The following is a 24863-nucleotide window of genomic DNA, read 5'->3' as shown; positions in this document are numbered from 1 at the left end:
TGTAGTGTCTTTCTGCACTGGATACGAGTCCTTGGGTCCTTAGCGGCCGGGTCACGCGCTGTTCACCACTTCCGCTAGGTCCGAGATTCGCTCGATGGTCTCGTCGTCCATGTTGTTGTACAGAGGAAGGCAGACTATTCTTGAAGCAAGCACCTCAGTGGCGGCGAGAGTGCCCGCTTCGCGTCGAAATTCTGCAAAACCGGGCATGGTGTGTAGCGGCTCGGAGAAGTAGGTTCGCAACTCTATGTTCTTCACTTTGGCGGCGGTCAACAGCTTGATTCGTTGCTCGCCGCTGGTGCACATCAGTGGCAAGAACTGGTGCGCCGCACCTTCCATGCCTACCTGCGGGCTTAGCCCGGCGGTCGCGAACTTCTCAACCAGTGTCGCCGCATAACCTCGACGCCGAGCCAAAATGCTCTCGTAATTGTCCATTACCGCCAGTGCTACGGCCGCATGCAGCTCATCCATCTTCGCATTCATGCCAATCTCACGTCTTAGTATGCGGTCTTCGTCAAATCCGAAGTTTGTAAGGCGCCGCAGCGAAGAAGCGAGCCGCGGTTCGCGAGTAACTACTAAGCCACCCTCGCCTATAGCGAAGGGCTTTGTTGCATGAAAAGAGAAGATCTCACAATTTCCCACTGGCCGGAACATGCCATCCACGTCACGTGAACCAAACCCGGCCGCCGAGTCCACGATGAGAGGAATATTCGCCGCCGCGGCGATGGATTCCCACTGTTCGACCACCGCCTTGGGAGGTGTGATGCCGTAGGTGGAACAGAGGAGGAGCGCAACTGGCTTCTCTCGCTCGACGGCATCCGCGACAGCAGCTGCGTCGGCGTGCCAATGGTCGAGGTTGACGTCAACGAAGCGGGGCTCAAAGCCCGCCCAGATTGCTGCGGTTCCAGTGGCGGCGAAGGTATAACTCGGCATCACCACAGTTGATCCCGGTCGCGGACGACACGTGGCGCGAAGCGCGATCATCAGGGCGGATGTGGCGTTGTTGACGGGTACAGCTAGGGCGTCGCCGCCAAGGTACTCCTCGAAAGCCCCAGTTAGGCGGGACAGTACAGGCCCATTATTCGAGTACCAGTGGCTCTCTTGCGCTGGAGCCCAGTATGCCGCGACCTCGTTCAGGCTCGGCAGGCTGGGGCGCTGGAAGCGCACAAGAGCTGGTTGGTCTAGTTCAGGTCGCAGCTGCACGGCGCTCCTTAAATGTGCTGTAGCCAATCCAAGCGATCAGTCCAAGAGCAAGGGTTGCACCCGGTATCGAGATCTGGAGATCCGTCTGTCCGAATGGCATAGAGTTTACGACAAGCGCGACAGTCCCGACGAGCATCCCACTGATCACGAAGGCGGATGGGCGATGTTTCGTGCGTATTGCTAGTTGCACGAAGAAGAGACAGTTAGCTACGGAGTATGCGACTCCTGCTCCTTCCGGGCTGTATATTGTGAGCCAGACAAGAACGAGCAGAAATGCAATGCTCCAGATCGCTTCGCTTAGGATGTATGACCTCCGCGCGTTTTGGGCCAGGAGAAGAAAAGACAGGGGCCAGGAGCCCGATTTGAAGGCTTCGCCGACTAGGAACCATCGCAGGAGGCCGGTGGAGGACTGAAATTCTCGCGAGAAGACGATGGAAAGGATGAGTGGTGCGAATGCGGCCATCGAAACTGCCAGCGGGATCACGGAGCGCAAGGACAGTCGCATTTGTGTATCGATTGCGTAGTGAAGTTCCCGAGAGCCTTTCGTCATGGTCGAGATCCGCGGGTAGTAGTCAGCCGTCATAGTTGCGAGGATGAATACTGGATAGAGGCTCGTCAGCATCCAGCATGCCTGAAAGTATCCGTTGGCTTGGCCGCCGTATTTGTGAAAGATCCAGGCTGAGGCGGCGACCTGGCTGGCGCTCATCAGCAGCGTTCCGGAGCTTGCGGCCATCCCCGTGCCGATTAAGGGTCGCAATACGCTCCACTGGCTCCGGAGTGAATTTTTTCCGAGGGGCCGCAATTGTGCGCCAGACGCCAGACGCATGGCTCCAAGTAGCGAAAGTGGGGGGAGAGCCAGGGCCATGAACACCGTCAATTCGGGGTTACGGGCCGCAACGAGTGCCACTGCACCGGTGACGAGGACCGCCGACGTGAGTTGGGCGGCGGCGATGCGCCGAAATTGCTGGGTGCCGTTCAAGGCAGCGCTCCACCGGGAGACCCCGATAGCACTCCCAACCGCGATGGCGAGTCCAATCGAAAGGGTCGCTCTTTCTCCATTCTCGGGCCCGGCGACAAGCCAGAACAGACCAGCTATCAGGCCACCGATCGTAGCGAGGGTGCGGCCGGCTGTGCCGAGGGCAACCAGGAGGAGGTCTCGTTGCAGCGGCTGCGACTTGGATCTTGCGATCGCCGAGACGCCGCTCGTTGCCAGTCCAAACCCCAGAAGCGTCGCGAGGGTGCCCGCGGCAGCTAGGCCGACACCTAAAGTGCCCACTCCGGAGGCGCCGACGGTGACAGCGACGATCTTCATGCGCACAGCCCCGAGGCCGATGACAGCCAGGGCGCTGCCACCGACCGCAGTCAGGGCAGAAGGGGATCTGGAACTCACGACCCGAGCATTGACCGTTTCGGCTGGGAGAGCGGCGCGGCTCGCCGTGGAGGTGTGGTTACGCTCTGCCGACTCTCGCTGCATACGTCCCTGATGTAGAGCAACTGCTTGAGTTCCACTGGGCACCCTCGTGCACCGCAGATGGGGCATCTCGCGGACTCCTCGCGCGGATCCCGGCCGACGCCCGGTACGGATGTGATGCTGGCAGCCCTGCTTTCCTTGTCTCGTCCCCATATCCCCGTGAATGTCTCGGATCCGCTAGCGATAGCCTGTTCGGATGTCCGTGAACGGAGGCAATTGGATGTCGCGCCACCTGCAAGCAGCGGCAATGGATAGGGCAGTTGCGACGCGGATGGGAACTTGCCCGGAAGCAGATTGAGCCGTCATGAGTGCGAGCAGGTGCCCTGTGAACTTTCCTCGTGCAATTGAGTCAAGGCCTTTTGACTCCCCTAGAGAGGTGCGGCATTTCAGTGTGCGAGCCATGGCGACTCGCCATTCCCAAGGGTCTGATGTGATCGTCTTCCATGATTCGCGCCCCTGAAGTAGGTCTATCAAGGCGCGGTTGAGGCTCTTAATCCCCTTCTCCCCGATCGCGTTCCCTGAGTGCTGGACATAATCGTGCAATATTGTATCCGTTACATGGAACCCACTTAACGACATGGCGCACACCCCGAGCCAGTGATCGTGTATTGCGAGATTCGACGGTGTCGGAAAGGGCATGGCGATCTCAAGAACTTCCGTCCTGAAGATGCTTAGGCATCCGGTAACTTCATTAACCAACAACAGAGGGATCAATTCCTTGGCTCGACGAGACGTTTGGCCAAGTTCGATTCCTCTCGGAGTCGTCAGCCGCGCCTGACAGGATGCGCCCGAAGTTCCTTCTCTGTCCAACGTGGCCACTAGCGCGTCCAACTTCGACACGTGCCAATAGTCGTCCTGATCCGCGAGAGCGAACCATGGGGCGCCGGGAGAGATCAGGGCAAGCAGTCGCTCGAAATGCAAATAAATGCCGAGGTTGTCAGGGTACTCCACGACCTCGAACCGGGAGTCATCGCCGATGGCACCCCGGACTAGCGAGGTGGCCGCCGGGTCTGGTCCGTCAATGCCGATGATGCAGCGCCATTCTCCGAGTGATTGGTCGCTGATCGACTGCAGCTGCCGCTTCAACAGACTTGGATCAGGCCGATACACGGCCAAGACGATCACTCCAGGCTCAGACATCGATGTCCGCGCTCTCCCTGTAGTTGATCTCGGAGTGTCGCGACGTGCACGTGGTGTTCGAGCGTGGTTGAGCCAGTTTCCAGTAGGCCGCGAACGCGCGGTTGAGGAAAGCCGATCCCGCCGGCTGCGAGAGCTGGGTTTGCGTCACGGACGGCGAGAGCACGTCGTCGAGGGCTCGGGGGGCCCGGACCGCAGCCTGCACGCGGCGCCTCCGTGCAACAACGACGATGGGATGCCGCAGCAGCCACCACCATGCCCGAAGCTTCTGGCAGCCCCAGCCGTCCCGGATGGCGACGCACAGATAGAGCGGCTCAAGGACTAGAAGTGCTGGAAACACTCTGGCGAGTAGGTGATTCGGGTAGTCCGCTAGGACGGTCAGAGCACGGTTTCGTTCGAGATAGAACATCTTGTCCTGATTGCGCGAGAACTCGTACGCGTGCGTTGCGACCGCGTCGGGGCAGAGGACGACGTCGAGACCGGCGAGGTGACAGCGCAGGCTGAGGTCCGTGTCCTCGTGGTACATGAAGTACGCAGGGTCCATACCTCCCAGCAGATCCCAGGTCTCGCGACGACAGGCAAACAGGGCGCCGGCCACGGACGTGAGCTGTCGGGGCTTCAGGTGCGACGGGGCGAGGGCCTCTCCATAGCCGTCGCTCCAGCTGAGACCACTGAGATGCACCGGGAGCCCCATTGAGTTGATGGTCTCCGGAGTGCCGGGCAGCAGCACGATCCCTCCGACCAGACCGACCGTGGGCTCTGCCAGTGCATCAGCGAGCGCTGCGATGGCACCCTGGTGCAACACGGCATCGGAGTTCACGAATGCCAGGACGTCACCACGAGACGCAGCAACTCCGGCGGCGCAGCCACCACCGAAGCCCGTGTTGGTCCCGGGGGTGACCACGGTGACGCCCGTGCAGGGCGGGAGCTCCGTGACGCCGTGGTCGACGAGGATCAGCTCGTCGTCGTCGTGCAGTTGTGCCCTGATCGATTGTAGACATTCGCTCAGAACCGGTTCGTCGCCGAATCCGACGACGACGACGCTGATGCTCACACGTGCTCCGATGACTGCTCGGCGAAGAGCTGGGTGACCATGGCCGCGGAAGTCTTCGGTTCCAAGATGGCTTCGCGCCAAGTGGTGGTCTTGCCCGGCTGGGCTCCGACTGTCCCTGTTGAGCTGCGTCGGGCAAGGCGAGGCAGCGCTGGAATGGTCATGTACGCGATGCGGGTCGTCTCTTGACGCACCTTGCGTAGGCCGTCCAGCAGGATGGCGACGACGAGAATGATGAATCCGACGATGACCAGGGAGGCTGCGCCGAAGGCAGTCGGGAAGCGGCCGACGATCCCGGTGTCGAGATACTCCTGGACGACAGGGACTGCGATCCCGACAGCGGTGAGCATGGCGAGTGCTGCGATCGTGGAGTAGAGAGCCAGGGGGCGTTCATGGTGCATCAGGCGGGTGATCATGCGAGCTATCCGAAAGCCATCGTGATAAGTCCGAAGTTTGCTCTCAGAGCCTTCCGGACGATCGACGAACGTCACAGGCACTTCGCTTTGAGGCACGCGGTTGTTGATCGCATGAACGGTGAGCTCGGTCTCGATCTCGAAGGCGCGTGACATCGCCGGGAAGGACTTGACGAAGCGGCGTGAGAAGACGCGGTAGCCACTGAGCATGTCTGTGACCGGCCGACCGAAGATGCGCGACACGACCTGGTTGAACATGCGGTTACCGAGCTGGTGGCCGGCTCGGTAGGCGCTCTTCCCTGCTGCAACACGGACACCGATGACCTGGTCGAACGGTCCGTCGAGGAGTGTGGTCAGCATCTCCGGCAGCGCGTAGGCGTCGTACGTGTCGTCGCCATCGATCATCACGTAGACGTCGGCGTCGATGTCGGCCAAGGCGCGACGGATGACATGTCCCTTGCCAGGTCGCTCTTCCACGCGAACCTCTGCGCCCGCAGCCTCGGCCACCTCGCGGGTTCTGTCCGTGCTGCAGTTGTCGTAGACGAAGACATCCATGGAGGGCACCGCGCGTCGGAGGTCGGTCACGACCCGCCCCACAGCGGCCTCTTCGTTGTGGCACGGCACGATGGCCGCGATGCGCAGAGCGCCGAAGCCTTCGTCGGTCACGTCCAGGTCCCCCAACTGTGTAGTCGAAAACCTCGCCAGCATAAAGCGGACACCGTTGTTGTGCGCGCGGTTCGGGAAGTCTGGCTTCACCCGATGGTGGAGACACGTCAATGGCGGTCTCAGCGGACACGTCGCTTGTGCAGATGCCGGTGACGCGTGGCGGTCACCAGCAGATCGTCTCCGACGAATCGCACGAAAGAGGTCCTCGATTTCGGCCGTCGTGACCCAATAATGGCGTGTGCCAGATACGCCGGCGGGCCGCGTGCATCTTCGGACCAGACTCGTGCCGCCGCTGGCCATCTGGTTGGCCTTCACCGTGGTGGGTGCGGTCTTCCTGACCATCGGTGCTACTCATCAGGTCGCCTTGGAACGGTCAGCTCCGGGCTACCACGTGACGTCGCCGATGCCCGCGGCTCCAGGCTATCTAGGCGTGGTCCAAAACTGGGACGGGAACTGGTACCGGTCCATCGCCGAGAATGGCTACCCCTCGACGCTTTCGCTCGATGGTGACGGCGTCGTGCAGCAGAACGAATGGGCGTTCTATCCCGCCTACCCCATGCTCGTCCGGGGGGTGGCCTCCGCGACTGGCATGAGTTTTGCTCCGAGCGCATGGGTGGTCAGCCTGCTGTCCGGGGCTGCCGCCATGGTGGCGCTCTTCAATCTCGTTCGGGTCCGTATGGGTCTCTGGGGGGCAGGCGCATTGGTCGCGTGTGTCATGGCCTACGTCTCAGCACCCGTTCTCCAGGTCGCGTACACGGAGGGGCTGGCCTTGCTCCTCATCGTGCTGTTCATCGGAGCCGCGGCTCGCCGCAGGCTTGCGGCGGCGGTTTCGCTGGCGGTCGTGCTGTCGCTGACGAGACCCATTGCGCTCCCGCTCGGGGTAGTGCTGGGAGTGGTGCTCTTCCGCGACTGGCGGTTGCAGCACGGTGAGGCCGCGAAGCATCGGCTCCCCGTCGCCGAGGTGGCAGCCACCATTGCGGTGCTGGCGACCGCGGGACTGTGGCCCTTGGTCGCCTGGGCGACAACCGGTCGACGGAACGCCTTCTTCGAGACCCAGGCCGCGTGGCCGGTAAACGACGCTGGCCTGGGCGGCTGGGCCGAGGACATGCTCCACCTGACTCCGCGGGGGATCTTCGCCATCGGCGTGCTGCTCTATGTGGCGGTGGTGTGCCTGCGGCCAGGTGCCGAACGGTGGGGTCGGGAGCTTCGTCTGTGGTCCGTCGCGTACCCGCTGTACCTGATCCTGGCGAGCAGGCCAAGCCCCAGCATTCTTCGATATCTGATGCTTGCGATCGCGCCGCTCTGGCCGTTTCCGGGGGTCGGGGTCGACTACCTCAAAGGGGTGCGTTGGGCCCCGTGGGCGATTCTCGGCGTCGTGATCACGACCGGTCTGGTGGCTCAGTACTACTGGGTGACTCATGTCTTCACGGTGCCTGTTGATCCGAGTCACCAGCCCTTTCCCTAACCTTTCGGTCACCGCATCGAGAGCGCTCGTGGGGGCGCTCTTCCCCAAAACCGCCGAGGCAATGCGTACGTCCCTCTAGGCTCAAGGCGCGCGGAACGGCGACGCTCTGGGCACACCTGGTTGTGGTCTGGCGGGGGGTGGGGAGCCTTGGGGACTGAGAGTTCGGCGCACCTGCGCTCGCTGACAAGTCTGCGGTTCATCGCGGCTGCGCTCGTCGTGCTCTTTCACCTCGCTTCCTACATCCCCAACTTCCCGCTGCTCGGACGTCTGATGGGTGCTGGATACGTGGGGGTCACGTTCTTCTTCGTCCTGAGCGGATTCGTGCTCACCTACTCCTCGGACGTGAAGGCGAATGCAACGCGTTTCTACCGGCGCCGGCTCGCTCGGATCTACCCGGTACACCTGCTGTTCATCGTCGTTGCCATGCTGCCGTTCAGTGCGCCACCGAAATGGTCGGCACTTCCAACCAACGTTCTTCTCCTTCAAGCGTGGTCACCGGACGATGCAGTGGTGCGGTCCTTCAGCGGGGTGTCGTGGTCCCTCTCGTGTGAGCTCTTCTTCTATGCAGTCTTCCCGCTCATCGTCGGCTCGCTCTGGCGCGTACGTCGTCCGTTCCTGACATCGGCCGCGGTCGTCGCGTCGGCGGGGGCGATCGGCGTTGCGGTCCAGTTGCACAGCGCCGAGTGGGGACAGCTGCTCTTCCATCTCCCTGCCTTCCGCGTGGTCGAGTTCGCGTGTGGAGCATTGGCAGCCACCGCCGTCATGCGCGGAGCTGCTCCCCGGGTACGCATGCGTTGGGCTGTCGCGTCACTCGTCCTCTCGTACCTCGTCGTTCTCTTCGTCCCGGTCTTCACCGGATATCGTCTCGAGGATCGATGGGCCCTGACCTTGGCCATGGCGCCGAGCTTCGTGGCCCTGATCGTTACCTGTGCTCACATCGACATAGCGGCTGCGCCATCTCCGCTTCGGTCCCACCTGATGGTGAGTCTGGGGCAGTGGTCCTTCTGCGTGTACATGGCCCATCCCCTCGTCCTGGCCATCACGGCACCCTTGCTGGCATCCCCTTCGGCGATCGGAGTCGCTTTGGGGAGCTTCTTGGTGATGTCGGCGGTCCTTGGCGTTTCCTACCTGCTCTACTCGACCTTCGAGAGACCGTTGGAGCGACTTATGAGAGGGGCCGGCCCCGCTCGCCTGTCTGACGAGTGCGAACCCGAAGCGGCTGGAATCGGGGTGCATTCAGGGCTGCCTGTCACGAAGGCCTTGGTCTCTGACTAGGCACGTCTGAGCAGCACGTATTGAGCCACTCTGGTCGCTCTCACGAACCCGTTCGCGATCGCCGCGCGGGCTTGTGGTGAATCTGGTTTTGCCACAACGACGTCGGCACGTTCCAGCGCTGGTCTGGCCCCGGTCTCGTCGCCCTTCATGAAGGCGAGGTATGCCGCTTGGTCACTCGCCGTGAACGCGTCCAGGGGGTTGCTCACCCACACGGTCGCCCCCGCCGCGGCGAGAGACTCGGCGAGTGGTTCCTCGACCAGTACGACCTGGCCTCGCGTGGCGCTGGCGAGCGAGGTCGCCTCGGCGTCCGTGGCTGCGAAGGTAGGGGCGCGCAGTGCGACCAGCACGCACGCAACGGCAAGCAGCGCGACGGCCGCCATGCTCTGGCGTGGCGGGGAGACCCTTGCCCGGACCGGTTCCTCGCCGAGTCGGGCCCAACCCAGAGCAGCGGGGGTGGCAAGGAAGAGCAGCAGCCAGATCCCGTGGCGAGCGGCGGTGACCGTCGCGATCGCGAGACCGACGCCGGCGACATACTCCCACAACGGCCTTCGGCGGCGAAGGCCCAGGGAGAGCAGAACCAACGCCCCAACGACGAGAAGCATGTCGAAAGGGTTCGTCAGGCTCAGCCGGCTCCACATCCCGGAGTCATCACTCGTGGCCTCACCACCGAAGACACCCAGGTAGTAGTGGGGCGCATCGAGCAGGCCCGGATTGAGACACGTGGCCGTCAGAGCTGCCAAACCCACACCGACAGCGGTGAAGGGGGATTGGCGTAGTCGGGAGAAGACCAGATAGCAGCCGAGGACCGCGACACCGACCAGCACGCCGCCGTGCAGATTCCCCCAGATCGCCACCAGGGGCACCGTCCACCAGATGGCTGAGGTGGGTCGTTCCTGCTCGCGTCGAAGCAGGACGAGCAGGACGGCATACGGAAGCAAGGACAGGAGCTGCGCGCGGGCGATGAGCAGCGGAGCAGCAGCGCCCAGGGCGACCACGACCAGAGAGACGGAGGTTGCCAGTGACCTGGCGCCGAGCGTGCTGGAGGACAGAGCCAGAGTGCCGAGAGCCAGCACCACGGCCGCCAACTGGGTGATGACAATGCCGATGCTGCCGAGGGTGAAGGCGTATGAGAAGAGGAGCTGGCCGAGGGCGGTGGTGTTGACCCAGCCAGCCGAATCCGCTGCAGCAAAAGGGATCCCGTTCGGAATTGACCCCGTTCGGCGGATCGCGTCGCCGAGGGCGGGCAGCCACAACGCGTCAGACCCGATGATCGTCAGCTGGGCAACCACGCTGGCCAGAACGCCGAGAGTGACGATCACCCCGATGGGCAGGACCCAGCGGCGTCCCGGTGCGTTCGTGTCGAGTGCCAACGTCTCCCTGTGCTTCCTCGCTGCCACCGGCTGCCCGCGGACAGTGGTGTCTAGGTCGGCCCAACGCTCTCATCTCGCCCTGTCCGAAAGGTGAACTTTGGGTGCGCGTTGCGAACTTCAACGATTTTCAAGACACGCTGCATCCTGCAACCTAATCTTCCCTCAGCGGGGGGCACATTCGGGTGGCCCTGCATCACTGGGAGGAACCCTTCACCATGACCAAGATTGCTGCCAAGGTCCAGACGCTGCTCAACCGTGAGCGCGGCGCGACCGCTGTCGAGTACGGCCTGATGGTTGCCCTGATCGCTGTCGTGATCATCGCTGCTGTCTCCCTCCTCGGCAACAACCTCTCGACGACGTTCGACAACGTCGCGAAGAAGGTCTGAGCAAACGACGCGGGTGCGAGGCCGGGGGTACGGTCTCGCACCCGCGGCTCGCTCGTGGAGGGGTCCTACGAGCTCCAACTCACATAGTTCGGGCGTAGTGCCACACCGCCAGGGAGAGAACGAAATGACCAAGCTTGCTGCCAAGATCCAGAGCCGACTCAACTCCGAGCGCGGCGCGACCGCCGTCGAGTACGGCCTCATGGTCGCCCTGATCGCCGTCGTGATCATCGCCGCCGTCTCACTGCTCGGCAACAACCTGTCCACGACGTTCGACAACGTCGCCAAGCAGGTCTGATAGTTCACACCACGTCCACGCCGGGGGGCTACGGACGTCACCGCACAATTTGGGAGGGCGATCTGGCATGGCCAGAACTGAGCGCGGCGCATCCGCCGTGGAGTTCGCACTCGTGGCACCAGTCCTCCTCGCTCTTGTCCTCGGCATCATCGAGTTCGGCAACTGGTTCAACCAGCAGATCACGGTGACATCAGCGGCGCGGGAAGGTGCCCGGGCTTACGCGATTCACTACTCCGAGTCAACTTTCAACCTATCGACGGTGGTCACAAACGCTGCGCCTGGCGTGGGTGGAGTGACTGCGACAGTCGGTGGAGTGGCCTCGGGCACCTGCCCCGCCGGCTCCACGGTGACAATTACAACGACTAAGTCGTTCTCGTCCCTCACGGGTGCGTTTACCTTCCTGCCCTCGACGATGACGGGAAAGGCGGCCATGCGATGTGGTGGATGAGCCGTTGGAACCATGTGCGGTTCGGACGTCGGGACCGCGGGGCGACTGCAATTGTGGTGGCCGCCAGTCTGACCCTGCTCCTCGGCTTCGCCGCCATGGCCCTTGACATGGGCCACGCTTACTGGGAAAAGACGCAACTCCAGGCGGGCGCCGACACGGCCGCCCTCTCAGTGGCTGATGCGTGTGCAAAGGACGCGGCCTCGGTGGCCTGCGCCACCGCAACTGACACAAGCAATACCAGCAGCATTCCTCGAGTTCTTGCGAACTCGGCTGCGAACGATGCCAAATCCGCGGTGACTTCGGTCTCGCTGAACACCGGAACTGGAGTGGTGACGGTGGTCACCGCAGCGCAGGAGGACGGCGCCGCCGCGGGAAAGATCAACACGTGGTTCGGCCGCGTCTTTGGCATCAATGACATCAGCGTCTCGGCCACAGCGACGGCCCGTTGGGGGGCGCCTACGGGCGGCACTGCCAAGATGCCCCTCACCTTCTCCTCTTGTGAGATCGATTCGAGCGCTACCGCCGACGGCTCCCTTCAATATCTCTTGTCTCACGGCATCAGCGATGCCAAGGGAACCGATGGCTGCCATGACACGGGTTCAGGGCAGGAGCTTCCGGGGGGGTTCGGGTGGCTCGCTCCAGAACCAGCCGGTACGTGCAGTGTGCAGACTCTGATTGGCAGCTGGGAGACCAGCGATCCCGGCAACAACTTCCCTGCCTACTGCACCAGCACCCTGACGACTTGGAAGGCCACTCTGCAGGCTGGGGGGACCGTGGTCGCGCTGTTCCCCGTCTTCGACACGATTTCGGCAGACAAGAAGAGCTACCAGGTCAAGAAGTACGCGGCGATCCAGATTCGCGGTTGGCATTTCAAGAACAACGACCCAGTTCTTGAGTACCTGCCTTCCGACGCGGCTGCGGTCTTTGCCTCCTACAAGAACTCGGATTTGGGTTTTGTCGGCAAGTTCATCCGCTATGTGTTCAGCGACGACGACGCCACCACCGGTGGTGGTACGTCAACGACCGGGGCGACCGTAGTGGACCTGTCGAACTGAGACCGACCACTTACAAGAACGACAGCAGTCCTAGGCACTCTCTTCTCTGGGGGATCTCCGCATGAACCGTCGTATTCTCGCCATCGTCGTGGCGCTGGCCCTGGCCCTCGGTGGTGGCCTGCTCGTCATCACGTACGCGCGCAACGCCGACGCCCGAGCCATCGCCGCTGAGTCGCCGGCTCCGGTCTGGGTGGCGCAGCAGCCGATCCCTGCAGGCACCACGCTCAAGGACGCTCAACGCACCGGGCTCATCGCCCAGACCTCCGTGAGCTCGAAGGCCGTCCCCGTCGGTGCGCTCCAGGACATCAACGCGGACAACAACGCACTCCTGGCGACGTCCGACATCCAGGCGGGCGAGTACCTGCTGGCGGCACGCTTCGGCACAGCGCCGGCGGGCACGAAGGCGATCGAGGTCCCTACCGGGATGTTGGCCGTGTCACTCCAGCTCTCCGACCCCGCCCGAGTGGGCAAGTTCGTGACCCCTGGATCACACATCGCGCTCTACCAGTCGTACAAGATCAAGGACCTTCGTGACACCCCGGAGGCCAAGATTCTCAACGAGAACGACGTCCACGGCACGAGCCTGCTCCTGCCGGACGTCCTGGTGATCGCCATGGGTGACGCGCCACTCGCCGGCCAGGCGGCTGCCCCGCCCGTCGAGGGTCAGCCCGCCACGGCTGCCGGAGCGAGCGGGGGTTACCTCGTCACCGTCGCCATCAAGCCGACCGATGCTCCAGTCCTGATCCACGGCATCAACAACCGTCAGCTCTACGGCGCCCTGCGTGGTTCAGACGTCAAGATGGACCCGGGCCTCGAGGTCACGGACCTCCAGCTGCGAGATGCGGTGACCGGCCAATGACGATCCTCTGGGACTACGACCCGGCCGCGGTTGACACCTACCGATTCGCCCTCGGCGGCGATGCGCTGCACCTCAACTCGGCACCACGCGTCAGCCGTGCCCTCGAGGAGGACCGCAACCAGTCCCTCGTCGTCATCGGGCCCGACATCGATCTCGACTCGGCCTGCGAGCTGGCCGAGCGCGAGCGCATCGACCGTCCGGAGCTCGGCGTCATCCTGCTCCGGCACCGCCTCGACGTCACGGCGCTCGCGCAGGCCCTGCGCAGCGGCGTCCGCGAGGTCGTCCAGGCCGACGACCAGACGGCGCTCGCCGACGCGGTTCGCCGGTCAGTGGCGCTCACGCAGCAGCTCAGTGGCCACGGGACAACGGTCGGAGGGCGTGACGGCAAGATCATCACCGTCTTCAGCGCCAAGGGCGGCGTCGGCAAGACGACGATGTCGACCAACCTCGCCGTCTACCTCGCCTCGATCGGAGCCAAGACGCTCCTCGTCGACCTCGACCTCATGTTTGGCGACGTCGCGATCAGCCTCCAGCTCCAGCCGCACGGCTCGGTGCGAGACGTCGTCGCGATGAGCGGCCACCTCGACGACCAAGGTGTGCAGTCCGTCGTCACCCGCCACGAGGTGAGCGGCCTTGACGTCATCGCTGCTCCGGCTGACCCGGCCGACGCCGACCGCGTCCCGTCGCACGTCATCATCGAGCTGCTCCGCGTGGCGCGGGGGCAGTACGACTACGTCCTCGTCGACACCCCACCGTCCTTCACCGAGCACGTGCTCGCGGCCTTCGACGTCAGTGACCTCACGGTCCTCATCGCGACGCTGGACATCCCCGCGGTCAAGAACCTGCGCATCGCGATCAACACCCTGGACACGCTCGGCGCCTCGAGGGAGGCCCGGACCATCGTGCTCAACCGCTCCGACGCCAAGGTCGGGCTCAAGCCCGACGACGTCGAGGCCGCCCTCAAGGCGCCGATCTCGGCAAACGTCCCGAACAGCCTCACGGTGCCGGCCTCGGTCAACCGTGGCGTCGCGCTCGTCCTCGACGACCCGCGCAACCCGGTGTCCCTCGCCATCCGCGACCTCGCCGACCAGGAGATCCGCCGCCGGTTCGGCGAGGACCTGCAGAACGGCGCCAAGCGCAGCTTCGGACTCTTCGGGAGCAAGAGATGAGCAACCTCGCCGAACGCCTCGAGCGGGCCCGCCAGTCGACCCAGATCAACGAGCCCGCGCCGAGCACCAACGGACAGGTCCGCATCACGAATGGCGCGGCGCCCGTCCGCCGCCGTGGCGTCGACCCCTTTGCCGGCGTCAAGGAGCGCGTGCACCAGGCCCTCGTCGCCTCGCTCGGCCCACGGCTTTACGACCCCAACCTCAGCGAGAACGAGCTCGCGTCACAGGTGCGCACCACGCTGCAGGAGGTCATCGACTCCGAGCAGACGCCACTCTCGCACTCCGACCGCACCCGCATCGCCCAGGACGTCTCCGACGACATCCTCGGCCACGGACCCCTCGAGCCCTACCTGCGTGACGCAGAGGTCTCCGAGATCATGGTCAACGGCGCCGAGGACATCTACATCGAGCGCGCCGGCAAGATCTTCCCGGTCGACGCGCGCTTTTCGGACGAGGCCCACCTGCGGCGCACCATCGACAAGATCGTCGGTCGTGTCGGCCGTCGTGTCGACGAGTCGAGCCCCATGGTCGACGCGCGCCTGCCCGACGGGTCCCGTGTCAACGCCGTCGTGCCGCCGATCGCTCTCGACGGGTCGATGCTGACGATCCGAAAGTTCTCGGCCGACCCGTTCACCGACCGCGACCTCATCTCGTTCGGCACGTTCACCGAAAACGTCCGGGACTTCCTCAGCGCCTGCGTCAAGGGCCGCCGCAACATCATCATCAGCGGCGGCACCGGCTCGGGCAAGACGACGACCCTCAACGTGATCAGCTCCTTCCTGCCCCACGACGAGCGCATCGTCACCATCGAGGACGCCGCCGAGCTCCAGCTGCAGCAGCAGCACGTGCTGCGGCTGGAGGCGCGTCCGGCGAACATCGAGGGTCGCGGTCTCGTCTCCATTCGCGAGCTCGTCAAGAACACCCTGCGTATGCGTCCCGACCGCATCATCGTCGGTGAGATCCGTGACGGCGCAGCACTCGACATGCTCCAGGCCATGAACACCGGTCACGACGGGTCGATCACGACCGTCCACGCCAACACGCCGCGAGACAGCCTCGCCCGTCTGGAGACGATGGTCCTCATGGCCGGCGTCGAGCTGCCCGTGCGCGCGATCCGCGAGCAGGTCGCCGGCGCCGTCGACCTCATCGTCCAGCAGTCGCGACTCAAGGACGGGACGCGCCGCATCGTCGCGATCTCCGAGGTCGTGGGCATGGAGTCGGACGTCATCACTCTCCAGGACATCTTCACCTTCAACTACGGTGCGGGCCGTGACGAGAACGGCCGGTTCCTCGGCGGCCTCATGCCGACCGGCATTCGCCCGAAGTTCACCTCCGACCTCGCCGACGTGGGTGTCGAGCTGCCCGTCAACCTCTTCTCACGGTCGGCGCTGTGAACCCTTCGACCCGGCGTCTCGTCACCGGCTTGGCCGCCTTCGTGGTCGGGCTGGTGGTTCTGCCTGCCGGGATCGCGAGGGCCGACGACGTCTCTGTGGGGCTCAGCAACGTCAAGGCGACCTCGTCGGGCTCGGGCTCGACCGTGACCGGCGTCATCACGCTCCGCAGCAAGGTGGACGTGCAGCTCGACCCCAAGACGCTGAAGCTCAAGGTCGACGACGAGCCGTTCCCCGCGACCGTCAAGCAGGCCGCCAAGCTCGACCGCCGCGCGATGCTCGTCATCGACACGAGCGGCTCGATGGGCGCCCAGGGCATGTCGACGGTGCGCAAGGCGTCTGCGACCTACCTCAAGACGGTTCCCGCTGACGTCAAGGTCGGGGTCGCCTCCTTCGCCAACACTGCGGGCGTCGACCTCGCGCCGACGGTCGACCGAGCCGCAGCCCAGCGCGTCATCAACGGCCTCGACTCTCGCGGGGACACGAGCCTGTATGCCGCCATGCAGAGTGCCGCTGCCGCGCTGAGCGGGACGGGAGACCGGAGCATCGTCCTCCTCAGCGACGGTGCCGACACCGTGGCCGACAACAAGGCTCTCGCACTCACGAACGCGGTCGCCAAGCTGAAGGCTGGTGGCATCCGCGTCGACGTCGTGCGTTTCAACACGAACGACCCCGAGGCCACGAAGGCTCTTCAAGCGTTCGCAGACACCAACGGTGGCACCGTCGTGGCCGCCGACAACACGGCGGGCGTGAGCGCGGCATTCGCGGCATCGGCACAGGCACTCAACCGACAGGTCCAGTTCTCGTCCGCAATCCCCAAGCCGCTCAACGGTCCTCACCGGTACGAGATCTCCGGCGTCGCAGGTAGCACCCCGTTCGGTTTTGCCCGCGATGTGACCTTCACGGCGCCGGCTACAGCAGCGAAGCCAGCGGGAGCGTCGACGCCAGCACCGGTAGCGGCGCCCGCACCTCAGGCTGCGGGCCTCAGCCTGGGCCCGGTGCCCATCACGGATCGCACGCCTCTCATCGCCGGCGGACTGCTCGCACTGGCCCTCTTCGTTGTGCTCTCGACGTCGCTCATGCCGACGCTCCAGACCAAGCGTGAGCGCCGGGTGGCCTCGATCGACTCCTACGTCGTGGGCGACACGGTGACGCTCTCCCGCCAGGAGATGAAGGCCGCGCAGAGCACCATCACGGCGCAGCTGCTCGACATGGGCGACCGCGTCATGAAGGACCGCAAGTCGACGAGCAAGACGATGGCCCTCATCGAACGCGCCGACCTGCCCTTCCGGGCGGGGGAGTGGCTCGTCCTTCGGCTGGTTGCGGTCATCGTGGGCGCGGCCGTCGGCCTCGTCCTCGGTGGGCAGGCCAAGCTCGTCGGGCTCATCTTCGGCGTCGTCCTGGGCGTCTTCATCATGCCGGTGGGTCTGCGCTTCGCGGCTTCACGCCGGGCCCGCAAGTTCGAGGCACAGCTGCCCCAGATCCTGCTCCTCATCTCGACGAGCCTCCGCAGTGGCTTCGGACTGCCCCAGGCCCTCGACGCCGTGGCCCGGGATGCCGCCGAGCCTGCCGGCAAGGAGTTCAGCCGAGCCCTCGCAGAGACGCGCATCGGCACCGACATCTCGGACGCCCTCGAGCGTGTGGCTGACCGCATGGAGAGCACCTCCATGCACTGGACCGTCATGGCGATCCGCATCCAGCGTGAGGTCGGCGGCAACCTCGCCGACACGCTCCGCACCACCGCGGGCACACTTCGCGAGCGCGAGTCGCTGCACCGTCAGGTCGCGACGCTCTCCGCCGAGGGACGGCTCTCGGCCTACATCCTCGTGGCGTTGCCGATCTTCATCTTCATCTACATGACGAAGGTCAACTACGAGTACGTCAGCCTGCTCTGGACGACTACGGCGGGCCTCTTCATGAGCGTCGGTGGACTCATCTCCCTCGGTGTCGGCATCGTGTGGATGCGCCAAGTCGTAAAGATCGAGGTCTGACATGAATGTGAACCCGGTCTATGTCGCTGCCGGACTCATCGCGATCGGTTTGCTCATCGCCACACTGAGCCTCAGCTTCAGCACGGGCGAACCTCGTGGCGTGGCCAAGTCCCTCATGCTCATCGACGCCTCGGTCGACCGTCGTGAGGTCGTCACGACCGACCTGGCGGCCAAGGACCGGCTGGTGGCCCCCATCCTCGAGCGCACGAAGGGCCTGGCCCGAGCGCTGTCGCCCGGAGGTGCGGACGACCGTTACACGAAGCTGCTCGACCAGGCCGGCAACCCCGCGGGCTGGACCGTCGAGCGCATCCTCGGCCTCAAGGGCGCAGCCCTGCTGATCGGCGTCGTCCTCGGGGCCTTCTACGGCAAGTTCCAACTGCCCAATGCCCTCCTTTTCGCCGTGATCGGCGGTGCCGCTCTCTTCTTCCTCCCCGACCTGCTCATGAAGAATGTCGCCCTGCGCAGGCAGGAGGAGACGAGCAAGAGCCTGGCCGACGCTCTCGACATGCTCAGCGTGTGCGTCGAGGCCGGTCAGGGCTTCGACTCGGCGCTGCTCCAGGTGGCCCGCAACGTCAAGGGCCCCATCTCCGGCGAGTTCGCCCGCGTCCTGTCCGAGATCCAGATCGGCAAGTCGCGCGGTGAGGCCTTCAGCTCGATGGGCGACCGCGTCACCCTGCCCGAGGTGAAGAACTTCATCACCGCCCTGGTCCAGGCTGACCGTCTCGGTCTGCCCATCGCGGGGGTCCTGCGCGAGCAGACCGTCAACATGCGCCTCGTCCGTCGCCAGAAGGCGGAGGAGAAGGCCCAGAAGGTCACCATCAAGATCCTCTTCCCGCTGATGTTCTGCATCCTGCCCGCCCTCTTCATCGTCATCATCGGCCCCGGCGGCATCCGCATGATGCAGGCCTTCGGCGGCTGATCGACACCGTGGCCGTCGTCACGGACTCGATGGCCGGCGCGGCCCGCCATCACGGGTCAAGCTCGCCGGCGGCTCGGCTCGGCTGGCTCCTGCCGGCCCTTGTCCTTGCGCTGTTCGCCCTCAAACCGCTCGGCCCCCTCAAGGACCCAGACGCCTACTGGCACGTCGTGGCGGGCGAGCACCTCACGCAGACAGGGCAGTTCGTCCTCCACGACCCGTTCGGCGCCGCGACCGAGAAGGTGTGGATCCTCAACCAGTGGCTGCCCGAGGTGCTCATGTACTGGGCCCATGCGGCCTACGGTCTCCCCGGAGTGGTGTGGCTCCTCTGCTTCGGCACGCTGCTCGTGGGCCTGGCCGTGTATGCCGCGTGCCGACGCCGGGCGTCCGCCCTCGTCTCAGCTCTCGTCCTCGCCGTGACCTTCGTCGCCCTGAGCGGGAGCCTCTCGCCCCGACCCCAGCTCGTCACGTTCGCACTGGCCGCGATCACGACGAGCGCGTGGCTCACGACCCGTGAGGACGGGCGTGCCCGCTGGTGGCTCGTGCCCCTCACCTGGCTCTGGGCGTGCAGCCATGGCATGTGGTTCGTGGGACCGGCAATCGGTGGGCTCGTGGTGGTCGGCATGGTCCTCGAGCAGCGGGGCTCCGTCCGCCAAGCGGCTCGGCTCGCCGTGGTGCCCGTGCTCTCGGTGGCCCTCGCAGCCCTGACGCCCGTGGGACCGAGACTCTTCGTCTCGCCCTTTCAGGTGAGCGGAGTGACCGGGTTGATCAGCGAGTGGCAGCCACCGGGCCTAGCTGATCCGGGTCTCGTCGCGGCCATGCTGCTGGTGGCCGTCGTGGTCGTTGACCAGGTCGTGCGTGGACGTGGGGAATGGACGGTCGCGCTGTTAGCCGTTCTGGCCCTGGTGCTCGCCGTGACATGGTCCCGGACCACGGGGCTGGCTGCGGTCGTCCTAGCGCCCCTTGCTGCCGCAGCCATCCAGCGGGTGACCCGTGAGACGGTCTCCAGCCCGCCACGCCGCGAGCGACTGGCGGTGCTGGTGTCCGGTGTCGTGAGCCTCGTGCTGGCAGCGTTCATCGCCCCGGCGGCGGCGGCCACTCCGGGCATCGGGCCCAACGGCCTCGATGCCGCGCTCGCCCGGCTCCCTGCCGGCACGGTCGTGTGCAACGACCAGGCTGACGGCGGCTGGCTCATGCTCCAGCACCCTGGACTGCGCCCGACCATGGACACGCGCGTCGAGCTCTACACCGTGGAGCGCATCAGGGCCTACCTCGGTTTCATCGCGGCAGAGCCCGGGTGGCAGACCTATCCCCAACAGGTCGGATGCACGTATGCCGCCCTTCCGGCCGACGCGGCCGCCGTCCCCGCCATGCGCGCCACCGGTAACTGGCAGCTGGTCGAGCAGTCTGGTGGCTATGCGTTGCTGAGGTCCCGAGTATGAGAGGCGACGGGCGCGCGGAGGGCGTGCCAGCGCTCGGGCACGCTCGCCCCATGACACCGAGGGGGAGCGTCGGCCCGGCTCCCGTCGGCCTGCGTCTGGACGACCGCGACAACGCGCTCAACGCCATCCGCCTGCTGCTCGCCGTCTTCGTCGTCGTCGACCACTCCTACAAGGCCGCCACCGGTAGGCCCGGGCCCTGGGCCCACATGGGCGACTTCGCCGTCGAGGGCTTCTTCGCGATCTCGGGCTATCTCATCGCAGGCAGTCGGGCCCGCATGGGCATGCGGCCGTTCCTCTGGCGGAGGGCGCTTCGGCTCATGCCCGCCTACTGGGCGCTTCTGCTCTTCACGGCGATCGTCGTGGCCCCGCTGTCGAGCGTGGTGACGCACACGGCCTACGACTGGGCGAGCGGGGCCGGCTACGTCGTGAACAACTCGCTGTTGTTCACGACGCAGATGGGCATCGGTGGCACGCCTGAGGGGGTCGCCTTCTTCGGCCTCTGGAACGCCTCGACGTGGAGCCTTCCGTTCGAGGCGGCCGCCTACGTCATGTTCGGGCTCCTTCTCGCCGTGCCGGGATTCCGGCGACGCGCCGCAGCTGGTGCCTACCTGGCTCTCAGCGCGGCCACCATGGTCCAGAGCGTCACGGGCATCGGGATGAACGTCACTCGGGACCTGACCCTGCTGTGGTCCTTCTTCGCTGCCGGCGCTCTGCTGTGGTTCGTCCGAGAGCGGCTGCCGACGTCTCTCGTGGCCGGTGCGGGAGCTGCGGTTGTCGTCGTGGGGACTCTCCTTCTCGACGGTCCGGTCTACTGTGCGATCGCTCCGGTGCCGGTGACGTTTGTGCTGTTGTGGCTGGGTGCGCGCCTGCCGATCCGGATCGGCGCGCGGAACGACATCTCCTACGGCGTCTACCTCTTCGCGTTCCCGCTCCAACAGCTCATGGCGGTGGCTGGGGTGCCTGAGGCCGTGGGGCTGGAGTGGTTCGCGGTGCTGTCCGTCGTGGTGACGGTGCCGGTCGCGTGGGCGTCGTGGCTGCTCGTCGAGCGGCCGTCGATGCGACTGCGTCGCTTGGTCCCGGTCGGTGGGCGGACCACTCCGGTCGTCCCCGTCGAGGCCGTCGCGCCGGCTCAGTAGCGGAGGTGTCGCAGGTAGCGCTCAGGCGCTTCGAGGAAGCGGCGGTGGTGGTCGACGACGTCGAGGTCGTCCCAGGCCCGCTCGTGGATGCCGTCCTCGTCGAACTCGAGGATCAGCGCACCGGGCAGGCTCGCCACGACGGGCGAGTGGGTCGCGATGAGGACCTGCACGCCGGGCTGCGAGACGAGCTGGATCAGGGCCCCGACGAGCGCGAGCTGCGCGTGGAAGGACAGTCCGGCCTCGGGCTCGTCCATGACGAACAAGCCCTCACCGGTGAAGCGGTCCGAGTTGAGCATCGCGAGGAACGACTCTCCGTGGCTCAGCTCGTGGAAGCGCGGCTCGGGGCGACGCGACGGGTTGTCCTCGAGGTAGGTGAACAGGCCGTGCATCGTCTCGGCGCGCAGGAAGTAGCCCCATCTCGAGGCGCCCGCACCCCGCTCCAGTGAGATCGACTGTGACAGAGGCGACTCCGTCGGGCGCGTGGCGTGCAAGGCGCCTGTCGAACCGCCTTCGGGAGCGAGGCCGTATGCCACCGCGACCGCTTCGACGAACGTGGACTTCCCGGTGCCGTTCTCACCGACGACGATCGTCGCGGGTGCGAGGTCGAGGCCTCCGTCGAGGACGTGCGCGATCGGGGCCAGAGTCGCCGGCCACTGTGTGGCGGTGAGCGTGGCGTCGGTCGACCGTCGCACGCGCCGCACCGGCAGTGGTGCGGTCCAGTCGTCCCCCATGTGCCGACCCTACGAGAAGGTCGGGGCGCGCGGGCCGGAGCGGACGGCATACGCCATCGCTCAGCCGTGGTCCTGCTGGGCGGCCCACCATGCCGCGGCGGAGGCTCTGCCGCGGCGACCCGACTGCTCGTAGACGGAGCTGAGGTGCTTGCGCACCGTGCGCTCGGTGATGCCGAGCCGGCGGGCGATGCGTAGGTTGGTCCACCCGGCGGCGGCGAGGCTCAGCACCTCCGCCTCGCGCTGGGTGGGGCGGTAGGCGGCGCAGAGGGCGGCGATCGGCGCCAGGTCCTCGCAGAGGGAGCCGCAGGTCAGCGCCGTCCCGTCGTTGCTGAGCACCGCGATGGTTTCGTCGAGCGCGGCCCGGAACGCCAGCGCCGCCACGAGTGGGCGCTGGATCGCCTCGAGCAGGTGGAGGTCCTCCGTGCTGAAGTCGACGGTGCCGCGGTGGGCGCCGAGGAACACGACGTCGGTCGCCGAGCTGTGCAGCATGATCGCCGCCGGGTATCGCCCGCCGACGTGTCTGTGCATCCGTTCGTAGACGTCCGTGTGCCAGAAGTCCCTGATCGGGACGAGGTCGCTGACCCGGACCGCGCCGGCGGTCGACAGCACGGGGATCGCCGGGTGCCGGTCGGCGACCTCGGCGGCGAGGCGACCCATCGCCGGCGTGATCGGGACCGAACCGGCGACATCCACCGACACGTCGATGCGCTGGCCGGTCCGACGGAGGCGGGTGAGCCCCACGCCCGTGTCGGCTCGGAGGACCTCGACGACGGCCGGCAGGAACGGCAGCAAGGTCTCGCCGCGCGCGGCAGCCACAGCGAGGTCTCGCGCCACGCTCGCGGCTGCCACCTCACGACTCTGCGACACGTCTCCTCCTCCAACGGGGACGGTCCCGTGACCGCCTTCTCCCGAAGCTCTGCGAAGAGCCGATCGAGGCCGAGGTCAAGGTGTCCGAAGCGACACTCGACGCGCGACCACGTCGGCCTTCAGAATGGCACGACGGGGGTGGGGGCTGGACGAGTTCGTGGAGGTTCGCCGTTGTCAGGGAGGACGTGGCGGGCCGGCCAGGAGCTGACGGAACGGCAGGGTGTGCTGGCCGACAGGGGGGAGCACACCGTGCGCCGTCGGGAGTGCCTCGAGGACGAGCCGGGTCAGTCGTGCGGGCCCTTGCGGTACGGCTTGGACTGCGCCGGACGGCTGCCGCGCTCCTGCGACTCGCTCAGCTCGATGAGCTGACCCGAGATGCGCGTCGAGCGCAGCTTGTCCCACGTGCCGGGCGGCAGCGTCGCCGGCAGCTCGACGAGGGAGTGGTCGGCGCGGATGTCGATGTGCCCGAAGTCCTGCCGGCCGAGGCCGCCCTCGTTGGCGAGGGCTCCGACGATCTGGCGCGGCTCGACCTTGTGTCGTCGGCCGACCGCGATCCGGTACGTCGCCATCGGGCCGGACGTGCCGCGCCTCGGTCCCCGGTCGCCCCGGTCTCCGCGGTCGCTCCGGTCGTTGCGACCCGGCCGACCTCCGCGGTCACCGCGGTCGTCACGACGGTCGCGCGGGCCACGGTCGTCGAACGTCCGCGCAGCACGGACCGGCTCCGGGTCGAGCAGCATCGGCTCGTCACCCTGGAGCACGACGGCCAGGGCCGCGGCGACGTCCGCCTCCGGCACGTTGTGCTCGTTGACGTAGTGGGCGATGACGTCGCGGAAAAAGTCGACCTTGTCGGTCGAGAGGGCCTCGGTGATGGCGTCGTCGAACCGGGTGAGGCGCGTCGCGTTGATGTCGTCGACCGTGGGCAGGTTCATCGGGGTGAGCGTATGGCGGGTCGCCTTCTCGATGGCCTTGAGCAGGTGGCGCTCGCGCGGCGTGACGAACGAGATGGCGTCACCGCTGCGGCCGGCCCGGCCGGTGCGGCCGATGCGGTGCACGTAGGACTCGGTGTCGGTCGGGATGTCGTAGTTGACGACGTGGCTGATGCGCTCGACGTCGAGCCCGCGGGCCGCGACGTCGGTGGCGACGAGGATGTCGAGCTTGCCGGACTTCAGCTGGTCGACGGTGCGCTCGCGCTGGTTCTGGGCGATGTCACCGTTGATCGCCATCGCCGAGAAGCCTCGCGCCCGGAGCTTCTCCGCGAGCGTCTCGGTCTCGTTCTTGGTGCGGACGAAGACGATCATCCCCTCGAAGTTCTCGACCTCGAGGATGCGGGTCAGGGCGTCGACCTTCTGCGGGTAGCTCACCGTGAGGTAGCGCTGCGTGATGTTCGGCGCCGTCGACGTCGTCGTCTTCACGGTGATCTCGACGGGGTCCTGGAGGTACTTCTTCGAGATGCGCCGGATCTGCGCGGGCATCGTCGCCGAGAAGAGCGCGACGTGCTTGTCGTCCGGGGTGTCGGCGAGGATCGTCTCGACGTCGTCGGCGAAGCCCATCTTGAGCATCTCATCGGCCTCGTCGAGCACGAGGAAGCGCAGCTCGCTCAGGTCGAGCGTGCCCTTCTCGAGGTGGTCCATGATGCGGCCGGGGGTGCCGACGACGATGTGGACGCCGCGGCGCAGCGCGCTCAGCTGGACGCCGTAGGCCTGCCCGCCGTAGACGGGCAGCACGTGCACCCCCCTGAGGTGGGCGGCATACCGCTCGAACGCCTCGCAGACCTGCAGGGCGAGCTCGCGCGTCGGCGCGAGGATCAGCGCCTGCGGGCTCTTCTGCTTGAGGTCGAGCCGGCTGAGGATGGGGAGCGCGAAGGCCGCCGTCTTGCCCGTTCCGGTCTGGGCGAGCCCGACGACGTGGCGGCCGTCGAGCAGGGCCGGGATCGTCGCCTCCTGGATCGGCGACGGGTACTCGTAGCCGACATCGCGCAGCGCCTTGAGCACCTTGTCGTCGAGACCGAGGTCGGCAAACGAGACGCGTTCGGGCTCGACCGCGCCCGGCTCTACCTCAGGGGCATCGGTCTCGGGTGCTTCGGACTCCAGGCTGCGCTCGCTCACCCCCTGACGGTAGTGCCTCGGAGG

Annotated in this window: 22 protein-coding genes; 13 read left to right on the top strand and 9 right to left on the bottom strand. The window is 66.0% G+C overall.

Going from position 1 to position 24863, the window contains the following annotated elements; genetic code table 11:
• Positions 1 to 51: 51 nt before the first annotated feature.
• The 5 genes from AB4Y83_RS09120 to AB4Y83_RS09100 all read right to left on the bottom strand — a co-directional run bounded on the left by AB4Y83_RS09120 (position 52) and on the right by AB4Y83_RS09100 (position 5938).
• Positions 52 to 1200 (bottom strand): DegT/DnrJ/EryC1/StrS family aminotransferase, encoded by a 1149-nt coding sequence (locus AB4Y83_RS09120; RefSeq protein WP_442296640.1) that lies wholly within the window; start codon positions 1198 to 1200, stop codon positions 52 to 54.
• Positions 1184 to 2512 carry an oligosaccharide flippase family protein gene (locus AB4Y83_RS09115; RefSeq protein ID WP_442296639.1) on the bottom strand — a complete coding sequence of 443 codons (1329 nt, stop codon included), beginning with the start codon at positions 2510 to 2512 and terminating at the stop codon, positions 1184 to 1186. The genes AB4Y83_RS09120 and AB4Y83_RS09115 overlap by 17 nt, the downstream gene beginning before the upstream one ends.
• Positions 2513 to 2848: 336 nt before the next feature.
• Complete coding sequence (locus AB4Y83_RS09110; RefSeq protein ID WP_442296638.1) at positions 2849 to 3811, bottom strand: glycosyltransferase; 963 nt, start codon at positions 3809 to 3811, stop codon at positions 2849 to 2851.
• Positions 3804 to 4862 (bottom strand): glycosyltransferase family 2 protein, encoded by a 1059-nt coding sequence (locus tag AB4Y83_RS09105; protein ID WP_442296637.1) that lies wholly within the window; start codon positions 4860 to 4862, stop codon positions 3804 to 3806. Before AB4Y83_RS09105 ends, AB4Y83_RS09110 begins: the two co-directional genes overlap by 8 nt.
• Entirely contained in the window at positions 4859 to 5938 is a 1080-nt protein-coding gene (locus AB4Y83_RS09100) for a glycosyltransferase family 2 protein (RefSeq protein WP_442296636.1), read from the bottom strand. The genes AB4Y83_RS09105 and AB4Y83_RS09100 overlap by 4 nt, the downstream gene beginning before the upstream one ends.
• Before the next feature lie 283 nt (positions 5939 to 6221).
• Between AB4Y83_RS09100 and AB4Y83_RS09095 the strand changes: the two genes are divergently transcribed.
• Both AB4Y83_RS09095 and AB4Y83_RS09090 read left to right on the top strand, forming a co-directional pair.
• A complete protein-coding gene (locus AB4Y83_RS09095) occupies positions 6222 to 7403 on the top strand; it encodes a hypothetical protein (protein WP_442296635.1) in 1182 nt (393 codons plus the stop codon).
• A 147-nt stretch (positions 7404 to 7550) separates the two neighbouring features.
• On the top strand, positions 7551 to 8678 hold the full coding sequence (locus AB4Y83_RS09090; protein WP_442296634.1) for an acyltransferase family protein: 1128 nt from the start codon (positions 7551 to 7553) through the stop codon (positions 8676 to 8678).
• Here AB4Y83_RS09090 and AB4Y83_RS09085 read toward each other — a convergent pair.
• Positions 8675 to 10048, bottom strand: a complete 1374-nt coding sequence (locus tag AB4Y83_RS09085; protein WP_442296633.1) for a hypothetical protein — start codon at positions 10046 to 10048, stop codon at positions 8675 to 8677. The genes AB4Y83_RS09090 and AB4Y83_RS09085 overlap by 4 nt on opposite strands.
• A 215-nt stretch (positions 10049 to 10263) precedes the next feature.
• Here AB4Y83_RS09085 and AB4Y83_RS09080 point away from each other — a divergent pair, with 215 nt between their 5' ends.
• The 11 genes from AB4Y83_RS09080 (at position 10264) to AB4Y83_RS09030 (ending at position 21136) form a co-directional block, all read left to right on the top strand.
• On the top strand, positions 10264 to 10434 hold the full coding sequence (locus AB4Y83_RS09080) for a Flp family type IVb pilin (RefSeq protein WP_442275771.1): 171 nt from the start codon (positions 10264 to 10266) through the stop codon (positions 10432 to 10434).
• A gap of 124 nt (positions 10435 to 10558) precedes the next feature.
• Positions 10559 to 10729 (top strand): Flp family type IVb pilin, encoded by a 171-nt coding sequence (locus tag AB4Y83_RS09075; protein ID WP_442275772.1) that lies wholly within the window; start codon positions 10559 to 10561, stop codon positions 10727 to 10729.
• Positions 10730 to 10796: 67 nt separating this feature from the next.
• Positions 10797 to 11177 (top strand): TadE/TadG family type IV pilus assembly protein, encoded by a 381-nt coding sequence (locus AB4Y83_RS09070; RefSeq protein ID WP_442296632.1) that lies wholly within the window; start codon positions 10797 to 10799, stop codon positions 11175 to 11177.
• Positions 11174 to 12232, top strand: a complete 1059-nt coding sequence (locus AB4Y83_RS09065) for a pilus assembly protein TadG-related protein (protein ID WP_442296631.1) — start codon at positions 11174 to 11176, stop codon at positions 12230 to 12232. Before AB4Y83_RS09070 ends, AB4Y83_RS09065 begins: the two co-directional genes overlap by 4 nt.
• Before the next feature lie 61 nt (positions 12233 to 12293).
• Entirely contained in the window at positions 12294 to 13091 is a 798-nt protein-coding gene (gene cpaB, locus AB4Y83_RS09060) for a Flp pilus assembly protein CpaB (protein ID WP_442275776.1), read from the top strand.
• Positions 13088 to 14260 carry an AAA family ATPase gene (locus AB4Y83_RS09055; RefSeq protein ID WP_442296630.1) on the top strand — a complete coding sequence of 391 codons (1173 nt, stop codon included), beginning with the start codon at positions 13088 to 13090 and terminating at the stop codon, positions 14258 to 14260. The genes cpaB and AB4Y83_RS09055 overlap by 4 nt, the downstream gene beginning before the upstream one ends.
• Positions 14257 to 15654, top strand: a complete 1398-nt coding sequence (locus AB4Y83_RS09050; protein WP_442296629.1) for a CpaF family protein — start codon at positions 14257 to 14259, stop codon at positions 15652 to 15654. Before AB4Y83_RS09055 ends, AB4Y83_RS09050 begins: the two co-directional genes overlap by 4 nt.
• A complete protein-coding gene (locus AB4Y83_RS09045) occupies positions 15651 to 17642 on the top strand; it encodes a type II secretion system F family protein (protein ID WP_442296628.1) in 1992 nt (663 codons plus the stop codon). Before AB4Y83_RS09050 ends, AB4Y83_RS09045 begins: the two co-directional genes overlap by 4 nt.
• Before the next feature lies 1 nt (position 17643).
• On the top strand, positions 17644 to 18561 hold the full coding sequence (locus tag AB4Y83_RS09040; RefSeq protein ID WP_442296627.1) for a type II secretion system F family protein: 918 nt from the start codon (positions 17644 to 17646) through the stop codon (positions 18559 to 18561).
• An 8-nt stretch (positions 18562 to 18569) separates the two neighbouring features.
• Complete coding sequence (locus AB4Y83_RS09035; protein WP_442296626.1) at positions 18570 to 20000, top strand: hypothetical protein; 1431 nt, start codon at positions 18570 to 18572, stop codon at positions 19998 to 20000.
• A 50-nt stretch (positions 20001 to 20050) separates the two neighbouring features.
• Positions 20051 to 21136 (top strand): acyltransferase family protein, encoded by a 1086-nt coding sequence (locus AB4Y83_RS09030; RefSeq protein WP_442296625.1) that lies wholly within the window; start codon positions 20051 to 20053, stop codon positions 21134 to 21136.
• Here AB4Y83_RS09030 and AB4Y83_RS09025 read toward each other — a convergent pair.
• From AB4Y83_RS09025 to AB4Y83_RS09015, 3 genes are all read right to left on the bottom strand, one after another.
• Positions 21130 to 21867, bottom strand: a complete 738-nt coding sequence (locus tag AB4Y83_RS09025; protein WP_442296624.1) for an AAA family ATPase — start codon at positions 21865 to 21867, stop codon at positions 21130 to 21132. The genes AB4Y83_RS09030 and AB4Y83_RS09025 overlap by 7 nt on opposite strands.
• 60 nt (positions 21868 to 21927) lie before the next feature.
• Positions 21928 to 22734, bottom strand: a complete 807-nt coding sequence (locus AB4Y83_RS09020; protein WP_442296623.1) for a LuxR C-terminal-related transcriptional regulator — start codon at positions 22732 to 22734, stop codon at positions 21928 to 21930.
• Positions 22735 to 23018: 284 nt separating this feature from the next.
• On the bottom strand, positions 23019 to 24839 hold the full coding sequence (locus AB4Y83_RS09015; protein WP_442296622.1) for a DEAD/DEAH box helicase: 1821 nt from the start codon (positions 24837 to 24839) through the stop codon (positions 23019 to 23021).
• Positions 24840 to 24863 lie beyond the last annotated feature (24 nt).

Origin of the sequence: Terrabacter sp. RAF57 (assembly GCF_052113925.1) — a bacterium.
Taxonomy (GTDB): domain Bacteria; phylum Actinomycetota; class Actinomycetes; order Actinomycetales; family Dermatophilaceae; genus Terrabacter.
This window is presented reverse-complemented; position numbering and strand designations above follow the sequence as displayed.

Coding starts and splice junctions, on each gene's coding strand:
- AB4Y83_RS09065 (WP_442296631.1), top strand. CDS start 11,174: ATGAGCCGTTGGAACCATGTGCGGTTCGGACGTCGGGACCGCGGGGCG.
- AB4Y83_RS09080 (WP_442275771.1), top strand. CDS start 10,264: ATGACCAAGATTGCTGCCAAGGTCCAGACGCTGCTCAACCGTGAGCGC.
- AB4Y83_RS09030 (WP_442296625.1), top strand. CDS start 20,051: ATGACACCGAGGGGGAGCGTCGGCCCGGCTCCCGTCGGCCTGCGTCTG.
- AB4Y83_RS09025 (WP_442296624.1), bottom strand. CDS start 21,867: ATGGGGGACGACTGGACCGCACCACTGCCGGTGCGGCGCGTGCGACGG.
- AB4Y83_RS09040 (WP_442296627.1), top strand. CDS start 17,644: ATGAATGTGAACCCGGTCTATGTCGCTGCCGGACTCATCGCGATCGGT.
- AB4Y83_RS09050 (WP_442296629.1), top strand. CDS start 14,257: ATGAGCAACCTCGCCGAACGCCTCGAGCGGGCCCGCCAGTCGACCCAG.
- AB4Y83_RS09110 (WP_442296638.1), bottom strand. CDS start 3,811: ATGTCTGAGCCTGGAGTGATCGTCTTGGCCGTGTATCGGCCTGATCCA.
- AB4Y83_RS09115 (WP_442296639.1), bottom strand. CDS start 2,512: ATGAAGATCGTCGCTGTCACCGTCGGCGCCTCCGGAGTGGGCACTTTA.
- cpaB (WP_442275776.1), top strand. CDS start 12,294: ATGAACCGTCGTATTCTCGCCATCGTCGTGGCGCTGGCCCTGGCCCTC.
- AB4Y83_RS09055 (WP_442296630.1), top strand. CDS start 13,088: ATGACGATCCTCTGGGACTACGACCCGGCCGCGGTTGACACCTACCGA.
- AB4Y83_RS09070 (WP_442296632.1), top strand. CDS start 10,797: ATGGCCAGAACTGAGCGCGGCGCATCCGCCGTGGAGTTCGCACTCGTG.
- AB4Y83_RS09075 (WP_442275772.1), top strand. CDS start 10,559: ATGACCAAGCTTGCTGCCAAGATCCAGAGCCGACTCAACTCCGAGCGC.